At 39.2% G+C, this 21,000-nt stretch carries 25 protein-coding genes; 22 read left to right on the top strand and 3 right to left on the bottom strand.

Going from position 1 to position 21,000, the window contains the following annotated elements:
- Positions 1–84: 84 nt before the first annotated feature.
- The 8 genes from mltG (at position 85) to mtnN (ending at position 7,725) form a co-directional block, all read left to right on the top strand.
- Positions 85–1,212 carry an endolytic transglycosylase MltG gene (mltG, locus tag C9J35_RS12615; protein WP_107924778.1) on the top strand — a complete coding sequence of 376 codons (1,128 nt, stop codon included), beginning with the start codon at positions 85–87 and terminating at the stop codon, positions 1,210–1,212.
- An 803-nt stretch (positions 1,213–2,015) separates the two neighbouring features.
- The gene (locus tag C9J35_RS12610; protein ID WP_107924777.1) at positions 2,016–2,648 is read left to right on the top strand and encodes an O-methyltransferase; all 633 of its coding nucleotides are present in this window, start codon (positions 2,016–2,018) and stop codon (positions 2,646–2,648) included.
- Between the two features lie 5 nt (positions 2,649–2,653).
- Entirely contained in the window at positions 2,654–3,586 is a 933-nt protein-coding gene (locus C9J35_RS12605) for a peptidase U32 family protein (RefSeq protein WP_054767775.1), read from the top strand.
- 14 nt (positions 3,587–3,600) lie between these two features.
- The gene (locus C9J35_RS12600) at positions 3,601–4,881 is read left to right on the top strand and encodes a peptidase U32 family protein (RefSeq protein WP_107924776.1); all 1,281 of its coding nucleotides are present in this window, start codon (positions 3,601–3,603) and stop codon (positions 4,879–4,881) included.
- Positions 4,881–5,519, top strand: coding sequence for a uridine kinase (gene udk / locus C9J35_RS12595; RefSeq protein ID WP_107924775.1), 639 nt, complete (start codon positions 4,881–4,883; stop codon positions 5,517–5,519). Before C9J35_RS12600 ends, udk begins: the two co-directional genes overlap by 1 nt.
- Before the next feature lie 186 nt (positions 5,520–5,705).
- Positions 5,706–6,194: a transcription elongation factor GreA gene (gene greA, locus C9J35_RS12590; RefSeq protein ID WP_107924774.1), complete on the top strand. Its 489-nt coding sequence runs from the start codon at positions 5,706–5,708 to the stop codon at positions 6,192–6,194.
- Positions 6,195–6,302: 108 nt separating this feature from the next.
- The gene (locus C9J35_RS12585) at positions 6,303–6,971 is read left to right on the top strand and encodes a YrrS family protein (protein ID WP_054767773.1); all 669 of its coding nucleotides are present in this window, start codon (positions 6,303–6,305) and stop codon (positions 6,969–6,971) included.
- 61 nt (positions 6,972–7,032) lie between these two features.
- Positions 7,033–7,725 carry a 5'-methylthioadenosine/S-adenosylhomocysteine nucleosidase gene (gene mtnN, locus C9J35_RS12580; protein ID WP_054767772.1) on the top strand — a complete coding sequence of 231 codons (693 nt, stop codon included), beginning with the start codon at positions 7,033–7,035 and terminating at the stop codon, positions 7,723–7,725.
- Positions 7,726–8,305: 580 nt separating this feature from the next.
- Here the strand turns inward: mtnN and sigK are convergent.
- Both sigK and pssA read right to left on the bottom strand, forming a co-directional pair.
- On the bottom strand, positions 8,306–9,013 hold the full coding sequence (gene sigK, locus C9J35_RS12570) for an RNA polymerase sporulation sigma factor SigK (RefSeq protein WP_107924773.1): 708 nt from the start codon (positions 9,011–9,013) through the stop codon (positions 8,306–8,308).
- Between the two features lie 87 nt (positions 9,014–9,100).
- A complete protein-coding gene (gene pssA, locus C9J35_RS12565) occupies positions 9,101–9,601 on the bottom strand; it encodes a CDP-diacylglycerol--serine O-phosphatidyltransferase (RefSeq protein ID WP_107924831.1) in 501 nt (166 codons plus the stop codon).
- A 136-nt stretch (positions 9,602–9,737) separates the two neighbouring features.
- Here pssA and C9J35_RS12560 point away from each other — a divergent pair, with 136 nt between their 5' ends.
- From C9J35_RS12560 to C9J35_RS12500, 13 genes are all read left to right on the top strand, one after another.
- Positions 9,738–10,520 (top strand): phosphatidylserine decarboxylase, encoded by a 783-nt coding sequence (locus C9J35_RS12560; protein WP_107924772.1) that lies wholly within the window; start codon positions 9,738–9,740, stop codon positions 10,518–10,520.
- A 36-nt stretch (positions 10,521–10,556) separates the two neighbouring features.
- Positions 10,557–11,078, top strand: coding sequence for a YqeG family HAD IIIA-type phosphatase (locus tag C9J35_RS12555; protein WP_107924771.1), 522 nt, complete (start codon positions 10,557–10,559; stop codon positions 11,076–11,078).
- Positions 11,075–12,178 carry a ribosome biogenesis GTPase YqeH gene (gene yqeH / locus C9J35_RS12550; protein WP_107924770.1) on the top strand — a complete coding sequence of 368 codons (1,104 nt, stop codon included), beginning with the start codon at positions 11,075–11,077 and terminating at the stop codon, positions 12,176–12,178. The genes C9J35_RS12555 and yqeH overlap by 4 nt, the downstream gene beginning before the upstream one ends.
- Before the next feature lie 27 nt (positions 12,179–12,205).
- Positions 12,206–13,036, top strand: a complete 831-nt coding sequence (gene aroE, locus C9J35_RS12545; protein ID WP_107924769.1) for a shikimate dehydrogenase — start codon at positions 12,206–12,208, stop codon at positions 13,034–13,036.
- A 5-nt stretch (positions 13,037–13,041) separates the two neighbouring features.
- Positions 13,042–13,344 (top strand): ribosome assembly RNA-binding protein YhbY, encoded by a 303-nt coding sequence (gene yhbY, locus C9J35_RS12540; RefSeq protein WP_107924768.1) that lies wholly within the window; start codon positions 13,042–13,044, stop codon positions 13,342–13,344.
- Positions 13,345–13,352: 8 nt separating this feature from the next.
- Entirely contained in the window at positions 13,353–13,922 is a 570-nt protein-coding gene (locus C9J35_RS12535; RefSeq protein WP_054767770.1) for a nicotinate-nucleotide adenylyltransferase, read from the top strand.
- Positions 13,912–14,484, top strand: coding sequence for a bis(5'-nucleosyl)-tetraphosphatase (symmetrical) YqeK (gene yqeK / locus C9J35_RS12530; protein WP_107924767.1), 573 nt, complete (start codon positions 13,912–13,914; stop codon positions 14,482–14,484). The genes C9J35_RS12535 and yqeK overlap by 11 nt, the downstream gene beginning before the upstream one ends.
- A complete protein-coding gene (gene rsfS, locus C9J35_RS12525; protein WP_010859952.1) occupies positions 14,481–14,825 on the top strand; it encodes a ribosome silencing factor in 345 nt (114 codons plus the stop codon). Before yqeK ends, rsfS begins: the two co-directional genes overlap by 4 nt.
- The gene (locus tag C9J35_RS12520) at positions 14,826–15,566 is read left to right on the top strand and encodes a class I SAM-dependent DNA methyltransferase (RefSeq protein ID WP_054767769.1); all 741 of its coding nucleotides are present in this window, start codon (positions 14,826–14,828) and stop codon (positions 15,564–15,566) included. It abuts the gene before it with no gap.
- A gap of 169 nt (positions 15,567–15,735) precedes the next feature.
- Positions 15,736–15,924 (top strand): hypothetical protein, encoded by a 189-nt coding sequence (locus tag C9J35_RS12515; RefSeq protein WP_054767768.1) that lies wholly within the window; start codon positions 15,736–15,738, stop codon positions 15,922–15,924.
- 86 nt (positions 15,925–16,010) lie between these two features.
- Complete coding sequence (locus C9J35_RS12510; RefSeq protein ID WP_107924766.1) at positions 16,011–16,655, top strand: helix-hairpin-helix domain-containing protein; 645 nt, start codon at positions 16,011–16,013, stop codon at positions 16,653–16,655.
- A gap of 112 nt (positions 16,656–16,767) precedes the next feature.
- Positions 16,768–17,337, top strand: coding sequence for a ComE operon protein 2 (locus C9J35_RS12505; RefSeq protein WP_054767767.1), 570 nt, complete (start codon positions 16,768–16,770; stop codon positions 17,335–17,337).
- Between the two features lie 125 nt (positions 17,338–17,462).
- Positions 17,463–19,628 carry a DNA internalization-related competence protein ComEC/Rec2 gene (locus tag C9J35_RS12500; protein WP_235616294.1) on the top strand — a complete coding sequence of 722 codons (2,166 nt, stop codon included), beginning with the start codon at positions 17,463–17,465 and terminating at the stop codon, positions 19,626–19,628.
- A 32-nt stretch (positions 19,629–19,660) separates the two neighbouring features.
- On the opposite strand, the gene C9J35_RS12495 is transcribed toward C9J35_RS12500, so the two are convergent.
- Positions 19,661–19,798 carry a YqzM family protein gene (locus tag C9J35_RS12495; protein ID WP_107924764.1) on the bottom strand — a complete coding sequence of 46 codons (138 nt, stop codon included), beginning with the start codon at positions 19,796–19,798 and terminating at the stop codon, positions 19,661–19,663.
- 160 nt (positions 19,799–19,958) lie between these two features.
- On the opposite strand from C9J35_RS12495, the gene holA reads away from it, so the two are divergent.
- A complete protein-coding gene (gene holA / locus C9J35_RS12490) occupies positions 19,959–20,969 on the top strand; it encodes a DNA polymerase III subunit delta (protein ID WP_107924763.1) in 1,011 nt (336 codons plus the stop codon).
- Positions 20,970–21,000: the final 31 nt, after the last annotated feature.

Genomic DNA, 21,000 nt, shown 5'->3' with positions numbered 1-21,000 from the left:
GCTAATTCTCCTGAATTGTCGATTTCTGTTTGTCGTAAAAGTTGATTTCTAGTATGATATTGGATAGTGATAGGGGGGAAACCCGTGGATAACGGTTCAAAAAAACAAGAAATGTTTTCAAAAATGCAGGAAAAAAAATCTGAGGTAAAAATTGTGAGAAAAATAGTTGCTATTATAGCAATTGTTTTTGTTCTAGTATTAGGGATTGTTGGTTTTATGGGCTATAACTATGTGAAGAGTGCACTAAAGCCGATGGATCCTGATGCAACAAAAACAATTGCCGTTGAAGTACCAATTGGTTCAAGTTTAGGGTCTATTTCGGCTTTATTAGAAGATAAGAACATTATTAAAGATGCACGCGTTTTTAAGTATTATGCCAAGTTTAAAAATGAATCACAATTCCAAGCTGGAAATTATGATTTAACACAAGCTATGACATTGGACGAGCTGATCGAGAGTTTAAAAACTGGGAAAGTTTATCGTACGCCAGTCTTCGCAATGACAATACCAGAAGGCTTAACACTTGAACAAATAGGTAAAATTATTGAGAAGAAAACGCCGTATACGCAAAAAGAATTTATGGAACTTGTGACAAGTGAGACGTTTGTGCAGCAAATGATGGCCAACTATCCTGAACTTGTGACAGAGGCTGTTTTAGCAGATAATATTCGCTATGATTTAGAGGGCTATTTATTCCCAGCAACGTATTCATACTTTGAAGAAAAACCTTCCTTAGAGTCTATAGTAGAAGAAATGATAGCCGCTATGAATAATGTTGTGAAAAATTACAGTGATGTTTTAACTGAAAAACAAATGTCAGTGCATCAGCTTTTAACATTTGCCTCATTATTGGAGGAAGAAGCGACAGCGCAAACAGATCGTGAAACAATAGCAAGTGTATTCTTTAATCGTATCGATGAAGGCATGCCATTGCAAACAGACCCAACTGTTTTATATGCACTTGGATCTCATAAAGACCGTGTACTATACGAAGATTTAGAAGTAGAAAATGCTTATAACACATACAAAAACAAAGGCTTACCACCTGGACCAATTGCGGGTGCTGGAAAAACATCGATTGAAGCGTCGTTAAATCCTAGCAAAACGGATTATTTCTATTTCTTAGCTGATAAAGAAGGGGTCAACCACTTCTCGAAAACTTATGATGAGCATTTACAAAAGGTAGAAAAATATTTACGCCAAGCTGAATAGTTGCATGTAAATAGAAAAAAGCATATGCAATAGCATGAATAGAAGGAAAGAAAAATAGCTTTCCTTCTATTTTCATGCTATTATAAGTTGTGATTTTAACATTATTCAGCAAAATACTACCTTTATAGGTTGATGCAAGTGCAGGTTTCGACTTGCCGTAAGCAGGCATAGGAAATGACTGTAGAATAAAGTTAATGCCTCCGTGATTGTCACAGCTGTTTTTTACGCGAAAATGAAGCGTCAATAAAGACTCTGCAAGTATTGGATTGTGTTCACACAATTCATCATCTGGACGCAATTACACTTAGTGTAATTGATTCAATATATACGTGGTGGCAATTGTTTCGAGCATATTCGAAAAAACAATTGCTCATTTTTGTATGGCAAAGTACCAAGACATCACGTTTGGTCTTTTTCTTTTTGTAGTAAATGATGATGAAATATGGGTATCGTCAATGGGGCTTCTCTCGTTGCTTGTAATTTATCAGCAGGTCTTTTTTATGTGACGACCAGAATCCTCTACTACGGGGATAAGTGCCAAAAAATATTTTAGGCTCAATTGAGATTCAAACTCAACTGAGTCAAGTGAAAGCGCCCAGCGAATGTCAAAATTGAGGAAAGGTCTAAAGCTAAAAATGCCAATTTCTATGGTTATCCTAGGTTATTGACATCGACTCTACCTTCTTGCATTGCTACATGCAATGTGAATTTGGACGTATTGTTATCTATGTGAAAACAGTCTGCTAGCAATGGGTCAATGGCAATTCTGCGGTGGTGTGATTAATTGAGGTGTAAATAAAACAATGGAATTATCGGATGCATATATACAATCATTTATTCAACCACGTAATGATTTGCTTTTAGAAATGGAAGCGTATGCGAAGGACCATCATGTACCAATTATGCAACTTGCAGGCATAGATGCATTGAATCAGTTACTGCGTATTCAAAATCCATCTAACATTTTAGAAATTGGTACGGCCATCGGTTATTCGGCACTACGTATGGCACAAGCTTTGCCAAATGTGCAAATCGTTACGATTGAGCGTGATGTAGACCGGGTTAAGAAAGCAAAGGATTATATAGCACGATCCACGGATTCAAATCGTATTACTGTTATTGAGGGGGACGCCTTAGAAGTGGATGATGAGGCGATTCATACGGCATTCGATGCAGTTTTTATTGATGCAGCAAAAGGACAATATCAACGTTTTTTTGAAAAATATGCACCGCTTGTGAAATCAGGTGGAGTGTTATATATCGATAATATGTATATGCATGGCTTGTCAGATTTGGACTTAAAGGACGTGCCGCGTCGCAAGCGCACTATGATTCGAAATTTAAAAAACTTCACTGATTGGATTATGCATCATCCTGATTATACAAGTGCATTTTTACCAGTCGGTGATGGCTTATTATTATGTTTGAAGAGGTGACTACTATGAAAAAACCTGAATTGCTTGTAACACCACAGACGGTGGACCATGTAAAAGCATTATTAGAAACTGGAGCAGATGCTTTTGTCATTGGTGAACAACAATTTGGCCTTCGTCTAGCTGGAGAATTTTCTGTCAGCGAAGTAGAAGAAGCAACAAAGCTTATTCATGCAGCAGGTAAGAAAGTATATGTGGCAGTGAATGCGCTTTTCCATAATGAAAAACTAGAAGCGCTTGGCAACTATTTAAAAGAGATGCAGCGAATTGGCGTTGACCGTTTAATTTACGGTGACCCTGCTGTTATCATTGTACGTCGTGAGCAAGGTGTCACAATTCCACTGCACTGGAATCCAGAAACAACCGCGACAAACTGGTTTACGGCTAATTACTGGGGAAAACGTGGTGCCACTCGAGCGGTTCTAGCACGTGAACTTTCGTTAGATGAAGTGATAGAAATTAAAGAAAATGTCGAGATGGAAATAGAAGTTCAGGTGCATGGTATGACATGTATGTTCCAATCGAAGCGTCCTTTATTAGGCCATTATTTCTTATATCAAGAAAAAGTTATGGAGATTGAAAATCGTAAGGAAAATCGGAATATGTTCCTTCATGATGATGAACGTAACAATAAGTATCCGATTTATGAGGATGCAAATGGTACACATATTTTCAGTCCAAATGATATGTGCATGATCGATGAGCTCGGAGAATTATTCGAGGCTGGTATTGATGCATTAAAAATTGAAGGTGTACTGCAAACACCGGAATACGTTGTAACGGTAACACAAACTTATCGTCAAGCAATTGACACATATTTTGACGAATCAGAAGATGCTTATGAAGACATTAAAGATGATTTACTAGCAAAAATTGAAGACATTCAGCCAGCAATCAGACCTCTCGATACTGGGTTTATCTTCAAAGAAACAGTGTACTAGGAGGTGGCAAGAACATGGCATTAGCATTAGAACAAAATGACAAAATCCGTGGAATCGTGGATGGTAAGCGTGTCATTACAAAGAAACCTGAACTACTTGCCCCCGCAGGTAGCTTAGAAAAATTAAAAGTGGCCGTTCATTACGGTGCAGATGCTGTATTTATTGGTGGTCGTGAATTCGGTCTTCGTTCAAGCGCAGATAACTTCTCTATTGAGGAAATGCGTGAGGGTGTAGGATTCGCCAACAAATATGGCGCAAAAATCTATGTGACAACGAATATTTTTGCCCACAATGAAAATATGGATGGCTTAGAGCAGTATTTAAAGGATATTGAATCTGCGGGTGTAACGGGCATTATCGTAGCGGACCCGTTAATTATTGAAACATGCCGTACTGTTGCACCTAAGCTTGAAATTCATCTTTCTACACAACAATCTCTATCTAACTGGAAGGCAGTACAGTATTGGAAAGAAGAGGGCTTACACCGTGTAGTATTAGCACGTGAAGTAGGCGGCGAAGAAATGAAGCTAATGAAGGAAAAAGTCGATATTGAAATCGAAGCGTTTGTTCATGGTGCAATGTGTATCGCTTATTCTGGCCGATGTGTACTATCTAATCATATGACTGCACGTGACTCTAACCGTGGAGGATGCTGTCAATCTTGTCGTTGGGATTATGATTTATATGAGGTAGAAGACGGTGCGGAAAAAGCATTATTCGATGATAATCATGCGCCGTTTGCTATGAGCCCAAAAGATTTAAAATTAATTGAAGCAATTCCTCATATGATTGAGCTTGGTATTGATTCGTTAAAGGTAGAAGGCCGCATGAAATCAATACATTATGTGGCAACCGTAGTTTCTGTTTATCGTAAAGTAATTGATGCTTATTGTGCTGATCCAGATAACTTCATCATTAAACGTGAATGGCTTGAAGAGCTAGATAAATGTGCAAATCGTGACACAGCGGAAGCATTCTTCCATGATGCGCCTGGCCACGAAGAGCAAATGTTTGGCGTTCATGGCCGTAAAACGACCTATGAATTTGCAGGGTTAATTTTAGACCATGATCCAGCATCGAACATTGTGACAATGCAACAGCGTAACTATTTTAAACCTGGAGACGAAGTAGAATTCTTTGGGCCAGAAATTGAAAACTTCCGCTTAACAATGGGTGAAATTTGGGATGAGGATGGTAATAGCCTAGATGCGGCACGTCATCCATTACAAATTGTTAAATTTAAATGCGATACGCCCTTAAAACCGCATAATATGATGCGAAAGGAGAATAATTAATGGCAACAAAGCGTCCAGTCGTCATCGGAATCGCTGGTGGCTCATGCTCGGGTAAGACGAGTGTGACACGTGCTATTTATGATGTTTTCCGTGAGCATTCCGTAGTGGTAATCGAACAAGATTATTACTACAAAGATCAAAGTCATTTAACGTTTGAGGAGCGTTTAGAGACAAACTATGACCATCCACTTGCGTTTGATAATGATTTGCTAATTGAGCATATTAACAAGCTATTAAAGCGTCAGCCTATTGAAAAACCTGTATATGACTATGTACAACATACAAGGGCGCAGGAAGTAATCCAGGTAGCCCCAGTCGATGTTATTATATTAGAAGGTATTTTAGTACTAGAAGATGCAGATTTACGTGATTTAATGGATATTAAATTATTTGTAGATACAGATTCTGATTTACGTATTATCCGTCGAATACTACGTGATATTAAAGAGCGAGGACGTACAACGGATTCAGTAATCGATCAGTACCTATCTGCAGTTCGTCCGATGCATAATTTATTTATTGAACCAACAAAACGTTATGCTGATATTATTATTCCTGAAGGTGGGGATAATGAGGTGGCAATCGATTTGATGGTAACGAAAATTAAAACTATTCTTGAAACTGACCACGTATTGTAATAAGATAGAGTGGTATTGACAATATTTACATGCTTATCGATGCATATACTTGTAAAGCATGCATACTATTAGGTCAAAGAGCATTTTGAAATGGATTAAAAATAATAAAATTCGATTAAATGCATCATTGCATGCATTTGGTCGAGTTTTATGTTTTTATATTGAAGAATTAGGGAGTGAAGAACTGTGTCAAATGAAAAACAGTACCCAATGACAGCTGAGGGTAAGAAAAAATTAGAAGAAGAATTAGTGAAATTAGAAACAGAAACACGTAAGGAAATCGTAGAACGTATAAAAATTGCACGTGACTTCGGGGATCTTTCTGAAAATGCGGAGTATGATTCTGCTAAAGAAGAACAAGCCTTTTTAGAAGGACGTATCTCTACTTTAAAATCTATGATTCGTAACGCGGTAATTATCGCAGAAGATGAAACAGATAACAGTGTAGTTTCACTTGGGAAAACGGTTACATTTGTAGAGATTATTGATGGAAAACCATCAACAGATAAAGAATCATACACAATTGTTGGTTCAGCAGAAGCGGATCCAATGGAATTCCGTATCTCAAATGAATCACCGATTGCTAAAGGTTTGCTAGGACGAGCAGAAGGTGAAGAGGTAGCTGTTCAAACACCTGGTGGCGAGATGAAAGTGAAAATTATTTCGATTAAATAATTGATGTGTACAAGCAGTTAGCTTTTCTTTCTTAAGAAGGGCTAGCTGTTTTTATTTTGCAAGTGGTCAGGAACTTGTTAAAATATTGGCTAGAGAGGGGGAGATTTCGTGAGTGAACGACAAACACGAAGCAGTCGTCATCTACAGCCATCTCACAATAAAAAGTTCGATAAACTTTTAAATGTATTAATTGGCGTTGTGCTTATACTAATTGTTATAACAGCAATATATGTGATTAAATGGCAAGACGACTCAGAAGAAACAGCAAAAGAGGACCCAGGTCAGGAGCAAAAGAACGAGGAGGCGACGAAAGAGCCTTCAAAAGAGGACAACGAAGACGGCAAAGTAGATGAGGAAGATGTCAACGTAGACGAGGAAGTATCTAAAGAGGAACTGCCTACAGAGGAATCACAACAGCCTGAGCAGGATACAGCTGTTGAAACAACATCCGATAATCCAATTGTTGACCGTGTGGTGACAGATAAGAACTGGCAACCTACACCTACAACCCAGACAGGTGAGCATGTGTCGTCCTATAATGATAAATCTGTAGACTGGGCAGAAAAAGTAGCAACCATTACAGCTGCAACAGGCATTGCCGAAAACAATATGATTATTTGGCGTTTAAAAAATAATGGTAGCGCTGATACAGCCATTGCTACGGTATCCACTAATGACAAGGCAGAAATGTATCGAGTGAGCATGGAGTGGGTTAATAATGAAGGCTGGCTGCCTGTAAAGCTTGAGCAACTGAATACATTGGAAGGTGCCTATTGACGAAAGTAACTCTATTGATTATTTTTAATAGAGTTGAATATAGAAGGGAAGTAACATACACATGAAAATCGCTGTAATCGGTGCAATGGAAGAAGAAGTAGAACTATTACGTGCATCTTTAGCAAATGCTAAGAGCACAACAATTGCGGGTAGTGAATATACAACTGGAACGTATGAAGGCAATGAAGTTATTTTATTGAAGAGCGGTATTGGTAAAGTCAATGCAGCCATGTCAACAACAATTTTATTACATGAATTTCAACCAGATGTAGTGATAAATACAGGCTCTGCTGGAGGCTATGACGAGGCATTAGAAGTGGGTGCAGTTGTTATTTCAGATGAAGTGCGTCATCATGACGTGGATGTGACGATTTTTGGTTATGAGATGGGTCAGATGGCTGGTATGCCGGCAGCATATATATCAGATGCAAAGCTTATGAAAGTCGCTGAAGAGGCTGTGAAGGCAGTAGGCGAACATCAATATGATATTGGATTAATTTGTTCAGGTGATGCCTTTATGAATGATCCTGTGCGTGTCGAAGCTGTACGTGCTCATTTCCCCCAAATGAAAGCAGTCGAAATGGAAGCAGCAGCTGTTGCACAAGTATGTTACCAATTTGGAACACCTTTTGTTGTTATTCGTGCTCTATCTGATATTGCAGGAAAAGAATCAAATATTAGCTTTGATGAATTTTTACCGGTGGCAGCAAAACATTCGACACAAGTAGTGTTAAAAGCGATTTCCTCGCTATAATCTACACAAAATGGTCAAAATGAGTGCCTGAAAAGTGAGAAAAATCACAGTTTTATAGTGCATACTAATGCTACACTGTCATTAATAAAATTAAACTTTAATCATGGAACTTTCGATGTTCAGGACATGCTATACAAGCATTGATACACTATAGTAGTTCATCATCCACGATTTTAGCCATCAGGAGCGGGTCCAACATACGGTACCACACAATGCGGTGAACTGTATGTGTGTTCCTATTAGCCCTCATAAATGCGCACCTACTCACCTTGAAGATAGGTGTCAGAGCACCCGTTAATATGGGGTAAATTCTCTTTACATTCGGATGGGAGGCATGAATGATGTTATTTTTGACAGCAGGTGTAGTCATTCTTACGACGTTAATCGGTTCACTTATATCAGCTGAACTTTCTGAAGCTACTCATTAATAGTATGTAAAGCTCCTTTGAGGCTGCTAAAGCCGCAAAGGAGTTTTTTCTTATCAGAGGAGATAACAAGCTACTTAGACTAATAATTTTAGACGCGGTCATGAATTATTATGACTTGTGTTGAATTTTTGTCTTTAACAAATTACAATAAACTACTCAATAGACTTTTGATCCCGTTTATAAAATTGATAGAGTTTAATGAGTGCTCGCTTTTCAATGCGAGATACATAGCTTCGAGAAATGTTCAAACGCGCAGCAATTTCTTTTTGCGTGAGTGCATCCTGATGATTTAAGCCATAACGGAGTGTCACAATTTCAAGCTCACGTTCATCGAGCATGTGTAAATAGTGATATAGCTGTGCAACGTGTTCCTTATGTTCGAGCTTTTCTGTCGCACTTTCTTCATCACATTGTAGAAGGTCACGAATTTGCAAAGCATTGCCATCTTTGTCTGTACCAATTGGTTCAAACAAGGATACATCCTTTTGAACTTTCTTTTGGGTACGCAGATGCATTAAAATTTCATTTTCGATACAGCGTGCTGCGTACGTAGCTAACCGTGTTTTTTTGTCAGGGGTATAGCTTTCAACGGCCTTCATAAGACCAATCGTACCGATGGAAATATAGTCATCAAGCTGCTCATGTTTTGGATGGAATTTCTTTACGACATGTGCGACGAGCCTCATATTGCGTTCGATTAAATCTAGACGTGCTTGCTCATCACCACCTAAAAATCGTTCAATACAAGCAGCTTCCTCTTCCTTTGAAAAGGGTTTATGGAATGTTTGCCCTTTTAAGTAACCTAATAATGCTGGGATCTCAAACCATAATTGAAGCATAGAAGTAAAAATTCCGCTCATTGAATGATTTCATCCTTTCCCCATTTTTCGACAGTATATGTTAAGAAACGGCGTTCAATGAAAAAAAGTGCAACAGCAAGTTTGCTGTTACACTTTTTTTAGCGTAAATGTACTAATCATTAATAACGCTAGTATTGGAAAAAGGAAAAGATAAAACGCAGGGTGGAACGTATTTGATGCAAAATACGTTAATGTTAATAACGTACCTGCAGCTGTAATCGGTAACCCTGTGAAAAAGCCGTTAGCTTCACTAATATTGAAGCGAGCTAATCGCATTGCACCGCAGACGATGTAAAGAACGGTCATCATCATACCGACAAAACCAAAGTCGACTAGGACAACTTCATACATTAATAATGCAGGTGCTACACCAAATGATATAATATCACTCATAGAATCTAATTGCTTACCTAACTCAGATTCTTGTCCGAGCGCGCGCGCTACTTTTCCATCGTAGCGATCAAGAAGGGCTGCAATAAAGATAAACAGGACACTATAGCTATAATATTCATGTAAAGTGGCCATAATGGCCGCGCCACCAAAGGACATATTACTAATTGTAATGAAGTTTGCTGCGTGCGATTTCATTTTCTTAACCGTGGTATCCACCAACTTGTGATAAAAAAACAAGGGGGATCACTCCTTTGCACTTAAGATATTGTACCATTATACTTCGGATGCGAAAAAATTGACAGTCTAATTTAATCGATAGGAGTTTTGCTTTATGAAAGAGAAACTGTATCAACGTTTGATAGAATTAACGAATGGCAAGCAATCTTCCCATCTTTTGCAAACTATTGCAAAAGCAAAGTGGAGTAAACGTATTATTCCAAGCTATATGAAAATATACGATATTAACCTTGAAGAAGTTTCAAAAAAACCACAACAATTTTCAAGTTTACATGACTTTTTTACACGAGAGCTTTTAGAAGAAGCACGACCAATCGAACAAAGTCCAACAGTCTATGCAAGTCCTGTTGATGCGAAAGTGGAATCGTTTGGCCGAATTGAATGGGATATGACTTTTCTTGTGAAAGGCAAGCCCTATTCTTTGCAAGACTTACTAGGGAATGCAGAGCGTGCTGCGCGCTATGCAGATGGACATTACATCGTATTTTATTTAAGCCCAGCGGATTATCACCGGATACATAGCCCAATTGATGGCCATGTACTACGACAATATACACTCGGTCAAACGTCCTACCCAGTTAATCAACTGGGTCTCACATATGGTAAAAAACCGATTTCACATAATTATCGTCAAGTGACGGAGCTGAAAACAGTGAATGACCAACAAGTCGCATTCATCAAAGTTGGTGCTACCTTTGTAAACTCCATTGTGTTGACAAATACAACAGCTCATTGGCGTAAGGGCGAGGAAGTCGGCTATTTTTCATTCGGTTCAACAGTAGTTATGCTTTTTGAAAAAGATGCCATTGCATTTACTGATAATGTAGTGCAAGGTAGCCCAATTCGAATGGGTGAAGCCTTTGCAAATATGCTATAATGGTCGAATAATACGTTTAGATTAGGGGTCGCTATTTTGTATAATTTTTTATTACCAGATGAATTTGTGACGAGTATTTTTGAAATCACACCAGAAAAGCTTCAAGAACTAGGTATTAAAGGCATTATTACGGATTTAGATAACACGCTTGTAGAATGGGATCGTGCAGACGCAACTGAAGAGCTAATTATTTGGCTACGTATTATGAAAGAGTCGGGCATTCGTGTTATCATCGCGTCGAATAACAATGAGGCACGTGTAAAACATTTTGCTGAACCACTTGGGATTCCGTATATCCATAAAGCGAAAAAGCCATTCCGTAATGCATTTTATAGTGCCATTATTCAACTAGGGTTACGTCCAAATGAAGTAGTAATGGTTGGAGATCAGCTACTAACAGACGTAATGGGGGCTAATCGATTGGACTTGCATACGGTTTTAGTAAAACCGGTTGCACAATCTGATGGGCTCGTTACAAAATTTAATCGTTTCATTGAACGCCGAGTGTTCAATGATTTAAAACGAAAAGGAATACTTACTTGGGAGGAAAAAGAATGAACGAAATGCCAAATTGTATTGGCTGTGGTACGACAATTCAAACAGAAGATAAAACAGCAGTTGGGTATGCACCCCCTTCATCATTAGAAAAAGACGTGGTCATATGCCAACGTTGCTTCCGTTTGAAAAATTACAATGAAATTCAACCAGTGTCATTAACAGATGACGACTTTTTACGTATTTTAAATGGTCTAGGAACACAGCAAGGCTTAATCGTAAAAATAGTTGATATTTTTGACTTCAATGGGAGCTGGTTGCCAGGTCTACACCGCTTCGTTGGCAAAAATCCAGTGTTACTAGTAGCAAATAAAGCCGATTTACTACCTAAATCTGTGAAGCCTAAGAAAGTCATTAATTGGTTAAAAAGAGAAGCGAAGGCACTCGGTTTACAACCAATTGATGTACTTTTAGTCAGTGCACATAAGGGTAAAGGCATGGCTGAAGCAATGGAGGCTATCGACGAATACCGTAATGGGCAAAACGTTTATGTTGTAGGTTGTACAAATGTTGGGAAATCAACGTTCATTAACCGCATCATAAAACAAGCAACTGGTGAAGGGGAAGTGATTACAACGTCTCATTTCCCAGGAACGACATTAGATATGATTGAAATTCCACTCGATGATGGTAGTGCATTATATGATACACCGGGGATTATTAATCACCATCAGATGGCACACCATATTGACGCAAGTGAATTGAAATATATTATGCCCAAAAAAGAAATTAAGCCTAAAGTATATCAGCAAAATGCTGGTCAAACTTTATTTATTGGGGCACTTGCACGCTTTGACTTTATCCAAGGTGAGCGTTCAGCATTTACGGTACATGTGGCTAATGATTTGCCAATTCACAGAACAAAGCTTGACAAGGCGGATGCATTGTATGCTGAGCATAAAGGCGAATTACTTGCACCCCCAACGGCAAACTTTATCGACCAATTGCCAGAATTGGTACGTCACGAATTTTCCATAAAAGAAGCAAAAACCGATGTGGTGTTTTCTGGTCTCGGTTGGATTACGATACAGCATGCAAATGTTGTCGTTGCCGCTCATGCACCAAAAGGTGTACAAGTATCGATTCGTCCGTCACTCATTTAATTATTAGAAGAGAAGAGGCACTAGAAAATGAAGAAATGGTTTGCAGTTATTGGTGATCCAATCGAGCATTCGAAATCACCAGCAATGCACAATGCTTGGTTTGAGGAGATGGCAATCGATGCAACGTACATACCAGTGCATGTGCCATCAGAAAATTTAGAGGCGGCTGTTAGTGGTTTTAAAACATTAGGTGCAAGTGGCTGGAATGTCACAATCCCACATAAAACAGCGATCATTCCTTATTTAGATGAGCTAGATCAGTTAGCAGAGAAAATGGGAGCAGTAAATACAGTTGTACGGACAAATGAAGGCAAATTAAAAGGCTATAATACAGACGGTGTTGGATTTGTTCGCTCACTTGAAGAAGCGATTGGCACATCGCAGAAAGAAAAGCCTGTGCTTCTTATTGGAGCTGGTGGAGCGGCACGTGGCATCGCTTTTGCAATGCATCAGCAAGGCTATACAAATTTAACGATTGCTAATCGTACTGTCGCGAATGCACAAACTATCGTCGATGAAATGGGTACTGGTCGTGCCATTTCGTTAGCACAGGCAGAGGAAACATTGGCCGACTTCAGCATTTTAGTGCAAATGACGTCAGCTGGGCTTGCTACGGGTAATTTTTCAATGCCATTTTCACTAGATCGACTTGCAAAAGGCGCAATTGTTGCGGATATTGTGTATAATCCATTAATGACGCCTTTTTTACAAGCGGCTGAGGAAAAAGGGGCAACTGTCGTTGCAGGTCTTGGAATGTTCGTGCATCAAGGAGCAATTGCTTTCAATTACTGGCTTGGCGAATACCCAAATACAAATTCAATGATTGCGCAATTGAAGGCGCAATTAGGAGGACAATAATTTTTATGTTAACAGGTAAACAAAAGCGTTTTTTACGTGCGGAAGCACATCATTTAACTCCAATTTTCCAAGTAGGAAAAGGCGGCGTTAATGACGAAATGACAAAGCAAATTCGAGAAGCATTAGAAGTACGTGAGCTTATTAAGGTACGTATTTTAGATAACTGTGAAGAGGACAAGCATGATGTGGCACAGGCTCTTGCGAAAGGGGCACATGCAGAGCTTGTTCAATTAATAGGTCTAACAGTTGTTTTATATAAAGAATCACGCACGAACAAAAAGATTGTATTACCAAAAGCAGCGAAATAGGTGAGACAATGAAGAAAGTCGGTTTACTCGGAGGGACGTTTAATCCACCACATATCGGACATTTAATGATGGCGAATGAAGTATTTCATGCGTTGGCATTAGATGAAGTCCGTTTTATGCCGAATGCATTACCACCGCATAAACAAGCTCGACATGATGCAAGTGATGCTCATCGCCTTGAAATGGTAAAGCGTGCAATAAGTCCATATCCGCAATTTCGTGTAGAGTCGTATGAGGTAGTCAAAGGTGGCGTATCCTATTCGTATGACACACTTGCTGCATTATGTGCGAGAGAGCCGGATGTAAAGTTTTACTTTATCATTGGTGGAGATATGATTGATTCGCTTCATACGTGGTACTGTATTGACGAATTAGTAGAGCTTGTACAATTTGTAGGTGTGAAACGTCCAAGTACGGAGGCACGAACCGAGTACCCTGTATTAATGGTGGAAGTGCCACAAATCGACTTATCGTCAACCTTGATTCGTGAACGCCTTGCTACTGGTGGAACGGTAACATTTTTACTGCCTGAAGCGGTAGAGACGTTCATACGAGAGGAAGGTCTATATGGAACGTGAAGAGTATTTAGCGGCGATTAAGCCACGAATGCCTGAAAAACGCTATATTCATACGATAGGTGTGATGGAAACAGCGATTGCGTTAGCGAAGGTCTATGGCGAGAACGAGAAAAATGCTGAAATAGCGGCCATACTGCATGATATTGCAAAGTACGCAGACATAGCTTGGATGGAGAAAATTGTTCGAGACGAAAAACTGGATCACCGTCTGATTGGATGGGGTAGTGAATTACTACATGGACCAGTTGGAGCGTATATTGCAGAACATGAATTTGGCATTGTTGAGGAAGATATATTAAATGCAATACGTTTTCACACAACAGGGCGCGTGGGCATGAGCCGTTTAGAAAAAATACTTTTTGTTGCAGATATGATTGAACCTAATCGAAAATTTAATGGTGTAGAACGTCTGCGCAAGAAGGCACAAAAGAATTTGGATAAGGCTGTGAGTGCTTGTGTACGTCATACATTGGCGTTTTTAATTGATACAAAGCAACCGATTTATCCATTATCAATAGATTGTTATAACGATATGATGAAAAGAGAGGACAGTGAAGGATGACTTCAACTTTATTACAGGCAGCTTACAAAGCAATTGACGACAAACATGGTGAGGATATTGTCGTGTTAAATATGCAAGGTATTTCACTATTAGCAGATTACTTCATTATTGCTCATGGTAACTCAGACCGCCAAGTGCAAGCTATTGCACGTGAATTACAAGATGTGGCAGTAAAAGAGGGTCATGAGATTCGTCGTGTGGAAGGTTTTGATGGCGCACGTTGGATTCTTGTAGACCTAGGTGATGTAGTGGCACACGTATTCCACAAGGATGAGCGTGCTTATTATAACTTAGAGCGTCTATGGGGCGATGCACCTCAGTTAGACATTGCTGAGGCGTAAGTGAGTAGCTATGAGCGTTTTGCTCAGGTGTATGATGAGCTGCAAATTGACATTCCTTATAGTAGCTATGTGGATTGGGTGATGCGGCATGCACCGAGCAAACAATTCTCGAATCTTTTAGATATTGGCTGCGGCACAGGTGTGCTTGGTCTAATGCTTGCAAATGCTGGTTACAAGGTAAGTGGAGTCGATTTATCTGAGGAGATGCTCGCCATTGCGGCGGAGCGTTTCGCAGATGTAGGCTTGCATGTACCACTATACTGTATGTCGATGCATGAATTAGACGGTTTTGTGAATTTTGATGTTATCTCTATTGCAATTGATTCACTCAATTATGTTGTTGAGGAAGCGGATGTTTATGCAACATTAAAACATATTTACGAGGCTTTACGAGATGGTGGACAGCTATTCTTTGATGTCCATTCATTATTTAAAATGGATGACATCTTTTTAGATGGACCTTTTACGTATGATGATGGTGATATTAGTTATGTATGGCATACTGAACCTGGTGACTTTGACCATTCAGTTGTCCATCAAATGACGTTTTATGTGCGTGATGCGGCAAGTGATTTGTACGAACGCTTCGATGAGGAGCATGTACAACGCACATTCCCGATTGAACAGTATATAATATGGCTTCGTACTATTGGTTTTACGGATGTTGAGGTAACGGCTGATTTTACAGACGAAGCACCTGAATACGAAAGCGAACGCATTTTTATACGTGCGGTGAAATAATGGACAGCCCTGTTGAAGTTCTAAACTTTATAGGGCTGTTTTTTATGTCCAACAGCAGTCGTAGTCCATCAAATAAGTACTTGATGTTTTAAATCTTTCCATCCATAGACATGCTCAAAGATTTCAGTGAGCCTGTACCTAAGAAGCAGCACTTGGCAACGATTCGGAGTTGAAAGTTCGCGCATGGAATACGATGTATGCTAATCCCATAGAGTTAGCACCTATTATTCAGCTTATTTTAACAGTTATGTTACTTGATGAGGAAGATATGATGCAGTTTGTTTATGTTAACCATTTCAATAAGGAAGGTGTGTTAACACAAGAGCTAAAATTAAAATATAAATCGATAATAGAGTGATACAATACTTTTTAAATTTTAAGGGAATATTGTATAATAAAGATAGCTCCATATGATGTGCCTTTTGACTAGAAAGGATGTTTGTTATGATCCAATCTTTATGGCAAAAGTATAAAAGTGTGTTGCTCCCCGGCATACTTGTCATCAGTGGACTTTGTTACTTCTATTTTTCGAGTTTTGACTCTTCACCTCCCCAAGAAGAGCTCATCGAAACAATCCAACTTACTGAACAAACAGAAACGGTAGAGCCTGTCCAAGAAGCGGTCTTTCAACAGGTGATTGTTGATGTAAAAGGTGCTGTATTACATCCTGGTGTTTATGCGCTTAAACCTGAGCAACGTATCATAGATGCCGTCCAGCTTGCAGGTGGCTATACACAGGATGCAGATACACAGTTTATGAATCATGCACAAAAAGTGTTAGATGAAATGGTCATTTATATACCTGCAAAGGGTGAGCAACTAGAACAAGTACCGTCTCGTTTTATCGCTATGCCGACAGTTGAAACAACTAAAGGGAATGAGGGCGTGAAAGACGGAAAGGTAAATTTAAATAAGGCAGATGCTGCCACACTAACAACTTTAGTTGGAATAGGACCGTCTAAGGCGCAAAGTATCATTGCCTATCGGCAGGAAAACGGTAGCTTTAAATCCATAGAAGATTTAAAAAAGATTACCGGTATAGGCGATAAGACATTTGAAAAACTAAAAGATTCAATCACGGTTAATTAAACTCTTCAATATTTTGAGATATTGACGACTCTTTTCGAAAAGGGCTACACTAGAGTAGAAAAGCATCGTTGACAGTTAGTCGCGATAGCCTAATATTATTGGAGGTAGTCATATGGAGCGTATTACTTGGGATCAATTTTTCATGGCACAAAGCCATTTACTCGCATTACGAAGCACTTGTACAAGACTAGCGGTAGGTGCAACAATTGTACGTGATAAACGTATTATTGCAGGAGGCTATAACGGTTCGATTACTGGTGATGAACATTGTATTGAAGAAGGCTGCTATGTTGTGGATAATCATTGTGTGCGTACAATACATGCAGAAATGAATGCACTTCTACAATGTGCAAAATATGGTACACCAACGAAGGGTGCAGACCTATATGTTACGCATTTCCCCTGCCTACCATGTACAAAATCAATTATTCAAGCTGGTATTGAGCGCGTGTATTATGCTACAGACTATAAAAACAACCCGTATGCACAAGAATTATTTAGAAAAGCGGGCGTGGAAGTCTTGCATGTACCATTTGATGAACGTAAAATTGACTTCTTAAGCAATGAAAAATTAGCTTTGTACATAGACATGCTGAATGAGTTACGTGAGAGTGGCCTACCGGCAGAAAAATTACTCCCTTATGAACAGAAGGTGAGTGCATTATTTGGCAAAACACTGTAAAACATAAATGGATTTACCTAGCATTAGCTGTACTTGTAGCATCCATAGCCGTACACAAGTCAGCATGGCTACTCATTATTTTACTACTACTGGCAATGTGGCTAATCTATAAAGGTGAGACACATGTGTTTTCAGCGCTCGTTGTGAGCGCTGGACTTCTTTCATTTTTCTTCTTATTAGTCGTGCAATTGACGGAACCTTCCCCTTTACCGTCATCCTTTCAATTAACATGGACAAACGAATATAAAATCAATGGGCAAAAGCTACGTGGCTTTGCGAAAACAGAGACCGGTGAAAAGCTTTATGTTGTGTATAGCTTTGCCTCAGAGCAAGAGAAAAATTTTTATATAAATACATCAATTACAGGCTTCAACTATCTTGTACAAGGCGAACTTGTAGCGCCAACACCCCCTGCACACGCTTATGCTTTCTCAATGCAAGATTATTTGGTGAGTAAAGGTGCAAATGGCATATTCGAAGTGACAGACTGGTCCTACGTATCCACAGAAAAATCGATTCGATCCTTTCTTGCGAAGCAAAGGTTGCAGGTGAAAAAGCATATTGAGGCTACGTTCCCACAATCATTAGCTGCAGAGGCACAGGCGCTTCTTATAGGCTTGCAAGATCATGTCGACGATGAACTACAACGTGCTTATCAAAAACTTGGCATTACGCATTTGTTTGCGATTTCAGGTCTACATGTAGCACTCGTGTCATGGCTGTTTTACGAAGGACTATTGCGTGTTGGTGTACGCAAAGAAATAGCTAGGGTTGTTTTACTTATTATTTTACCTATGTACGGAATTTTGGCTGGTGGTGCCCCTTCCGTATGGCGTGCAGTTTCAGTGGTTGAATTTGTCTTGCTGATGCGGTATGTGAAGTGGCAAGTGCCTATTGATGATGCACTAGCAATTAGCTTTATTGGCTTTATTCTACTTGAACCTGGTGTCATTTTTCAGGTAGGATTTCAATTATCGTATTTAGCTACGTTGGGCATTGTCTATTCAGGAGTACTCTTTAAACTGTCAAAGGGCTGGTTGATGCAGTCATTTTTAATAACAGTTGTTTGCCAAGTGCTTGTTTATCCACTATTACTTCATCATTTTTATGAAGTTTCCATTTCCTCATTTTTTGCAAATATAGTCTTCGTACCATTGTTTTCATTTGTAATATTACCATCTAATATTGTGCTGCTAGTTATAACGTATATATCCATACCTGCAGCAAACTGCGTGTTCCATCTATATGAGCCGTTACGTGTTTTACTGACGGAGGCAATCGTATATTTACAAACATTTCCATATCAACTTTGGACACCTGGTAAGCCTGCAATTTGGCTTGTTTGTTTGGCATTTGTTAGTGTGTTAACAGGTTTATATTTTTTAGAGGAACGGTACTATGGAAAATTTATAACAGTGCTTATCATCCCAGCTATGTGTATTCACATCGCTCCAATGTTATTTAACGATACAAAGCTCACGTTTTTAAATGTAGGTCAGGGAGATTGTACCGTTATTGAATTGCCTTTTCGCAAGGCTGTGTATGTTGTGGATGCCGGTGGGCTTCTGCGCTTTGAACAGGAGGCATGGAAGACATCTCGTAGCCCATATGAGGTTGGAAAACAGGTTGTTGTACCTTTTTTAAAGGGCAAAGGGATCCGAACAATAGATATTTTCTTAGTCACACATGCGGATGCAGACCATGTAGAGGGAGCAGAAGAAGTATTAAAGGAGATTCGTATGCTCGAAATTCATGTAACGCCTGGCTCCATGGATAAACCTGTGATGCGAGATTTGTTAGTAGAAGCGTCGCAACAAAAAGTGCCTGTGAAGGAAAAGATGCAGGGAACAGCCTGGCAAATGGGCGAGTCAAGCTTTCACTATTTATGGCCCCGTGATACGGATTACGAGGGCAATGACGATTCAATTGTCTTATATATGCAACAAGGGACGTTTAGAGCGTTGCTAACAGGTGATTTAGAGGAGGATGGGGAAAGAGAGCTCATCAAGCTTTATGGAAGCCTGTTAGCGAATATGACGCTTTTAAAGGCAGGGCATCATGGCAGTAAAACATCAAGCATCGAGTCTTTTGTTGAACTGTTACAGCCTGAATTGACAATTTTTAGTGCAGGGCTCAATAATCGCTATCAACACCCACATGATATGGTTGTAGAACGTTTTAGAAAGCGTCAATTAATGACAAGGACAACTGCAATCGATGGCACTATTGAAATCCGAATACAAGCGAATAGATGGACAATGCATACAGAAAAAGACCTTGTCCAATATTGAACAAGGTCTTTTCACCTGTCTGAGTGGTAGATTTACATTGCAGCGTAGTCTACTACTATTGCGATGATGAACATAATAGCGAAGACTGCAAAAGATACGCCGAAACCAATGCCTGAGTCGATTGCATCGTTACGTCTGCATTGTATATTTTTACCTTCAAATGGATTCATTGTTATCCCTCCAATTCTGTTATTTATTATAAGACATCATTTTCATAAAAGCTATATCGAAAACGTGAATTAACCGTGCTGCAAGGGACACAAATTAGTCAAAGTCACAAAGGGCCATAAATCATGTATACTATTTCTATTGCTAAATGGAGGGGAAACAATGATTTCAAACGTTTGGAACAACATAAAAAAAGGTGAGCTTTCGCCAGTTTATTTGCTCGTTGGGGAGGAAAGCTATTTTATAGATGAAACTGTAAAACGTTTAAAAGAAGCAATTGCTGCAAATGATGAGGTAGAAATGACTACATTTGATTTAGAAGAAACGCCCGTTGATGTAGTGATTGACGAAGCAGATACCATCCCTTTTTTCTCAGAACGTAAGCTTATTATTGCCAAAAATGCTTCCTTTTTAAAAGCGACAGAAAAAGGTAAAGAAAAAATTGATCACGATGTGAAACGGTTAGAGGCATGGCTAGGAAATCCTTCAGATTTTTCTGTGACGGTTTTTATTGCCCCATATGAAAAGCTTGATGAACGTAAAAAAGTAACGAAAATGATGAAAGAACATGCCTTTTTAGTACAAGCAGAAACACCGAAAGAGCAAGATTTAGCTGTGTGGATTCAAGGGCTTGTCAAGGCACAGGGAAACACTATTACACAAAATGCCATTGAACAGCTTGTAACGATGGTTGGCTCAAACATGCTTCAACTTCAAATGGAAATTGAAAAACTGTCCTTATATTTAGGAGAGGGTGGGGAAATTACAGTTACTTTAGTTGAGGATTTAGTGGCGAAAACATTGGAACAGGATGCCTTCAAAATGTTGAATGCTTATTTAGCCAATGAGCCTGTTGCGGCACTATCTATTTATCACGATTTGCTGCGCCAAAAGCAAGAACCCATCATGCTTGTAGGTCTTCTAGCATCCAATGTACGTACAATGTCGAATGTTTTTTATTTATTGAAAAAAGGTTATCATCCGCAGCAAATTGCCAAAAATTTAAAAATTCATCCTTATCGTGTGAAGTTAATGGTTGAACAGCGTAATCGTCCCTCGGAGGAAAGTTTACTCAAGGCTCTATACCAATTAGCTGAAGTAGATTTACAACTAAAAACGGCCGGTGGTAATCGTGAGCGTTATTTAGAGCTGTTTTTACTACGACAACTGTAAAATTTATTTTTGAGTTAGACTTAAATGGTTG

The organism is Lysinibacillus parviboronicapiens, assembly GCF_003049575.1.
In the GTDB taxonomy this organism is placed as follows: domain Bacteria; phylum Bacillota; class Bacilli; order Bacillales_A; family Planococcaceae; genus Lysinibacillus; species Lysinibacillus parviboronicapiens.
The sequence above is the reverse complement of the archived record's forward strand: the minus strand, read 5'-3'. Positions and strand labels throughout refer to the sequence as shown.

Excerpts from the sequence above, each read along its gene's own strand:
- pssA (WP_107924831.1), bottom strand. The coding sequence starts at position 9,601 with ATGAAATCGCACGCAGCAAACTTCATTACAATTAGTAATATGTCCTTT.
- C9J35_RS12560 (WP_107924772.1), top strand. The coding sequence starts at position 9,738 with ATGAAAGAGAAACTGTATCAACGTTTGATAGAATTAACGAATGGCAAG.
- sigK (WP_107924773.1), bottom strand. The coding sequence starts at position 9,013 with ATGAGCGGAATTTTTACTTCTATGCTTCAATTATGGTTTGAGATCCCA.
- rsfS (WP_010859952.1), top strand. The coding sequence starts at position 14,481 with ATGACTTCAACTTTATTACAGGCAGCTTACAAAGCAATTGACGACAAA.
- C9J35_RS12600 (WP_107924776.1), top strand. The coding sequence starts at position 3,601 with ATGGCATTAGCATTAGAACAAAATGACAAAATCCGTGGAATCGTGGAT.
- yhbY (WP_107924768.1), top strand. The coding sequence starts at position 13,042 with ATGTTAACAGGTAAACAAAAGCGTTTTTTACGTGCGGAAGCACATCAT.
- aroE (WP_107924769.1), top strand. The coding sequence starts at position 12,206 with ATGAAGAAATGGTTTGCAGTTATTGGTGATCCAATCGAGCATTCGAAA.
- udk (WP_107924775.1), top strand. The coding sequence starts at position 4,881 with ATGGCAACAAAGCGTCCAGTCGTCATCGGAATCGCTGGTGGCTCATGC.
- holA (WP_107924763.1), top strand. The coding sequence starts at position 19,959 with ATGATTTCAAACGTTTGGAACAACATAAAAAAAGGTGAGCTTTCGCCA.
- C9J35_RS12535 (WP_054767770.1), top strand. The coding sequence starts at position 13,353 with ATGAAGAAAGTCGGTTTACTCGGAGGGACGTTTAATCCACCACATATC.
- C9J35_RS12505 (WP_054767767.1), top strand. The coding sequence starts at position 16,768 with ATGGAGCGTATTACTTGGGATCAATTTTTCATGGCACAAAGCCATTTA.
- yqeK (WP_107924767.1), top strand. The coding sequence starts at position 13,912 with ATGGAACGTGAAGAGTATTTAGCGGCGATTAAGCCACGAATGCCTGAA.
- yqeH (WP_107924770.1), top strand. The coding sequence starts at position 11,075 with ATGAACGAAATGCCAAATTGTATTGGCTGTGGTACGACAATTCAAACA.
- C9J35_RS12495 (WP_107924764.1), bottom strand. The coding sequence starts at position 19,798 with ATGAATCCATTTGAAGGTAAAAATATACAATGCAGACGTAACGATGCA.
- C9J35_RS12605 (WP_054767775.1), top strand. The coding sequence starts at position 2,654 with ATGAAAAAACCTGAATTGCTTGTAACACCACAGACGGTGGACCATGTA.
- mtnN (WP_054767772.1), top strand. The coding sequence starts at position 7,033 with ATGAAAATCGCTGTAATCGGTGCAATGGAAGAAGAAGTAGAACTATTA.
- C9J35_RS12510 (WP_107924766.1), top strand. The coding sequence starts at position 16,011 with ATGATCCAATCTTTATGGCAAAAGTATAAAAGTGTGTTGCTCCCCGGC.
- C9J35_RS12610 (WP_107924777.1), top strand. The coding sequence starts at position 2,016 with ATGGAATTATCGGATGCATATATACAATCATTTATTCAACCACGTAAT.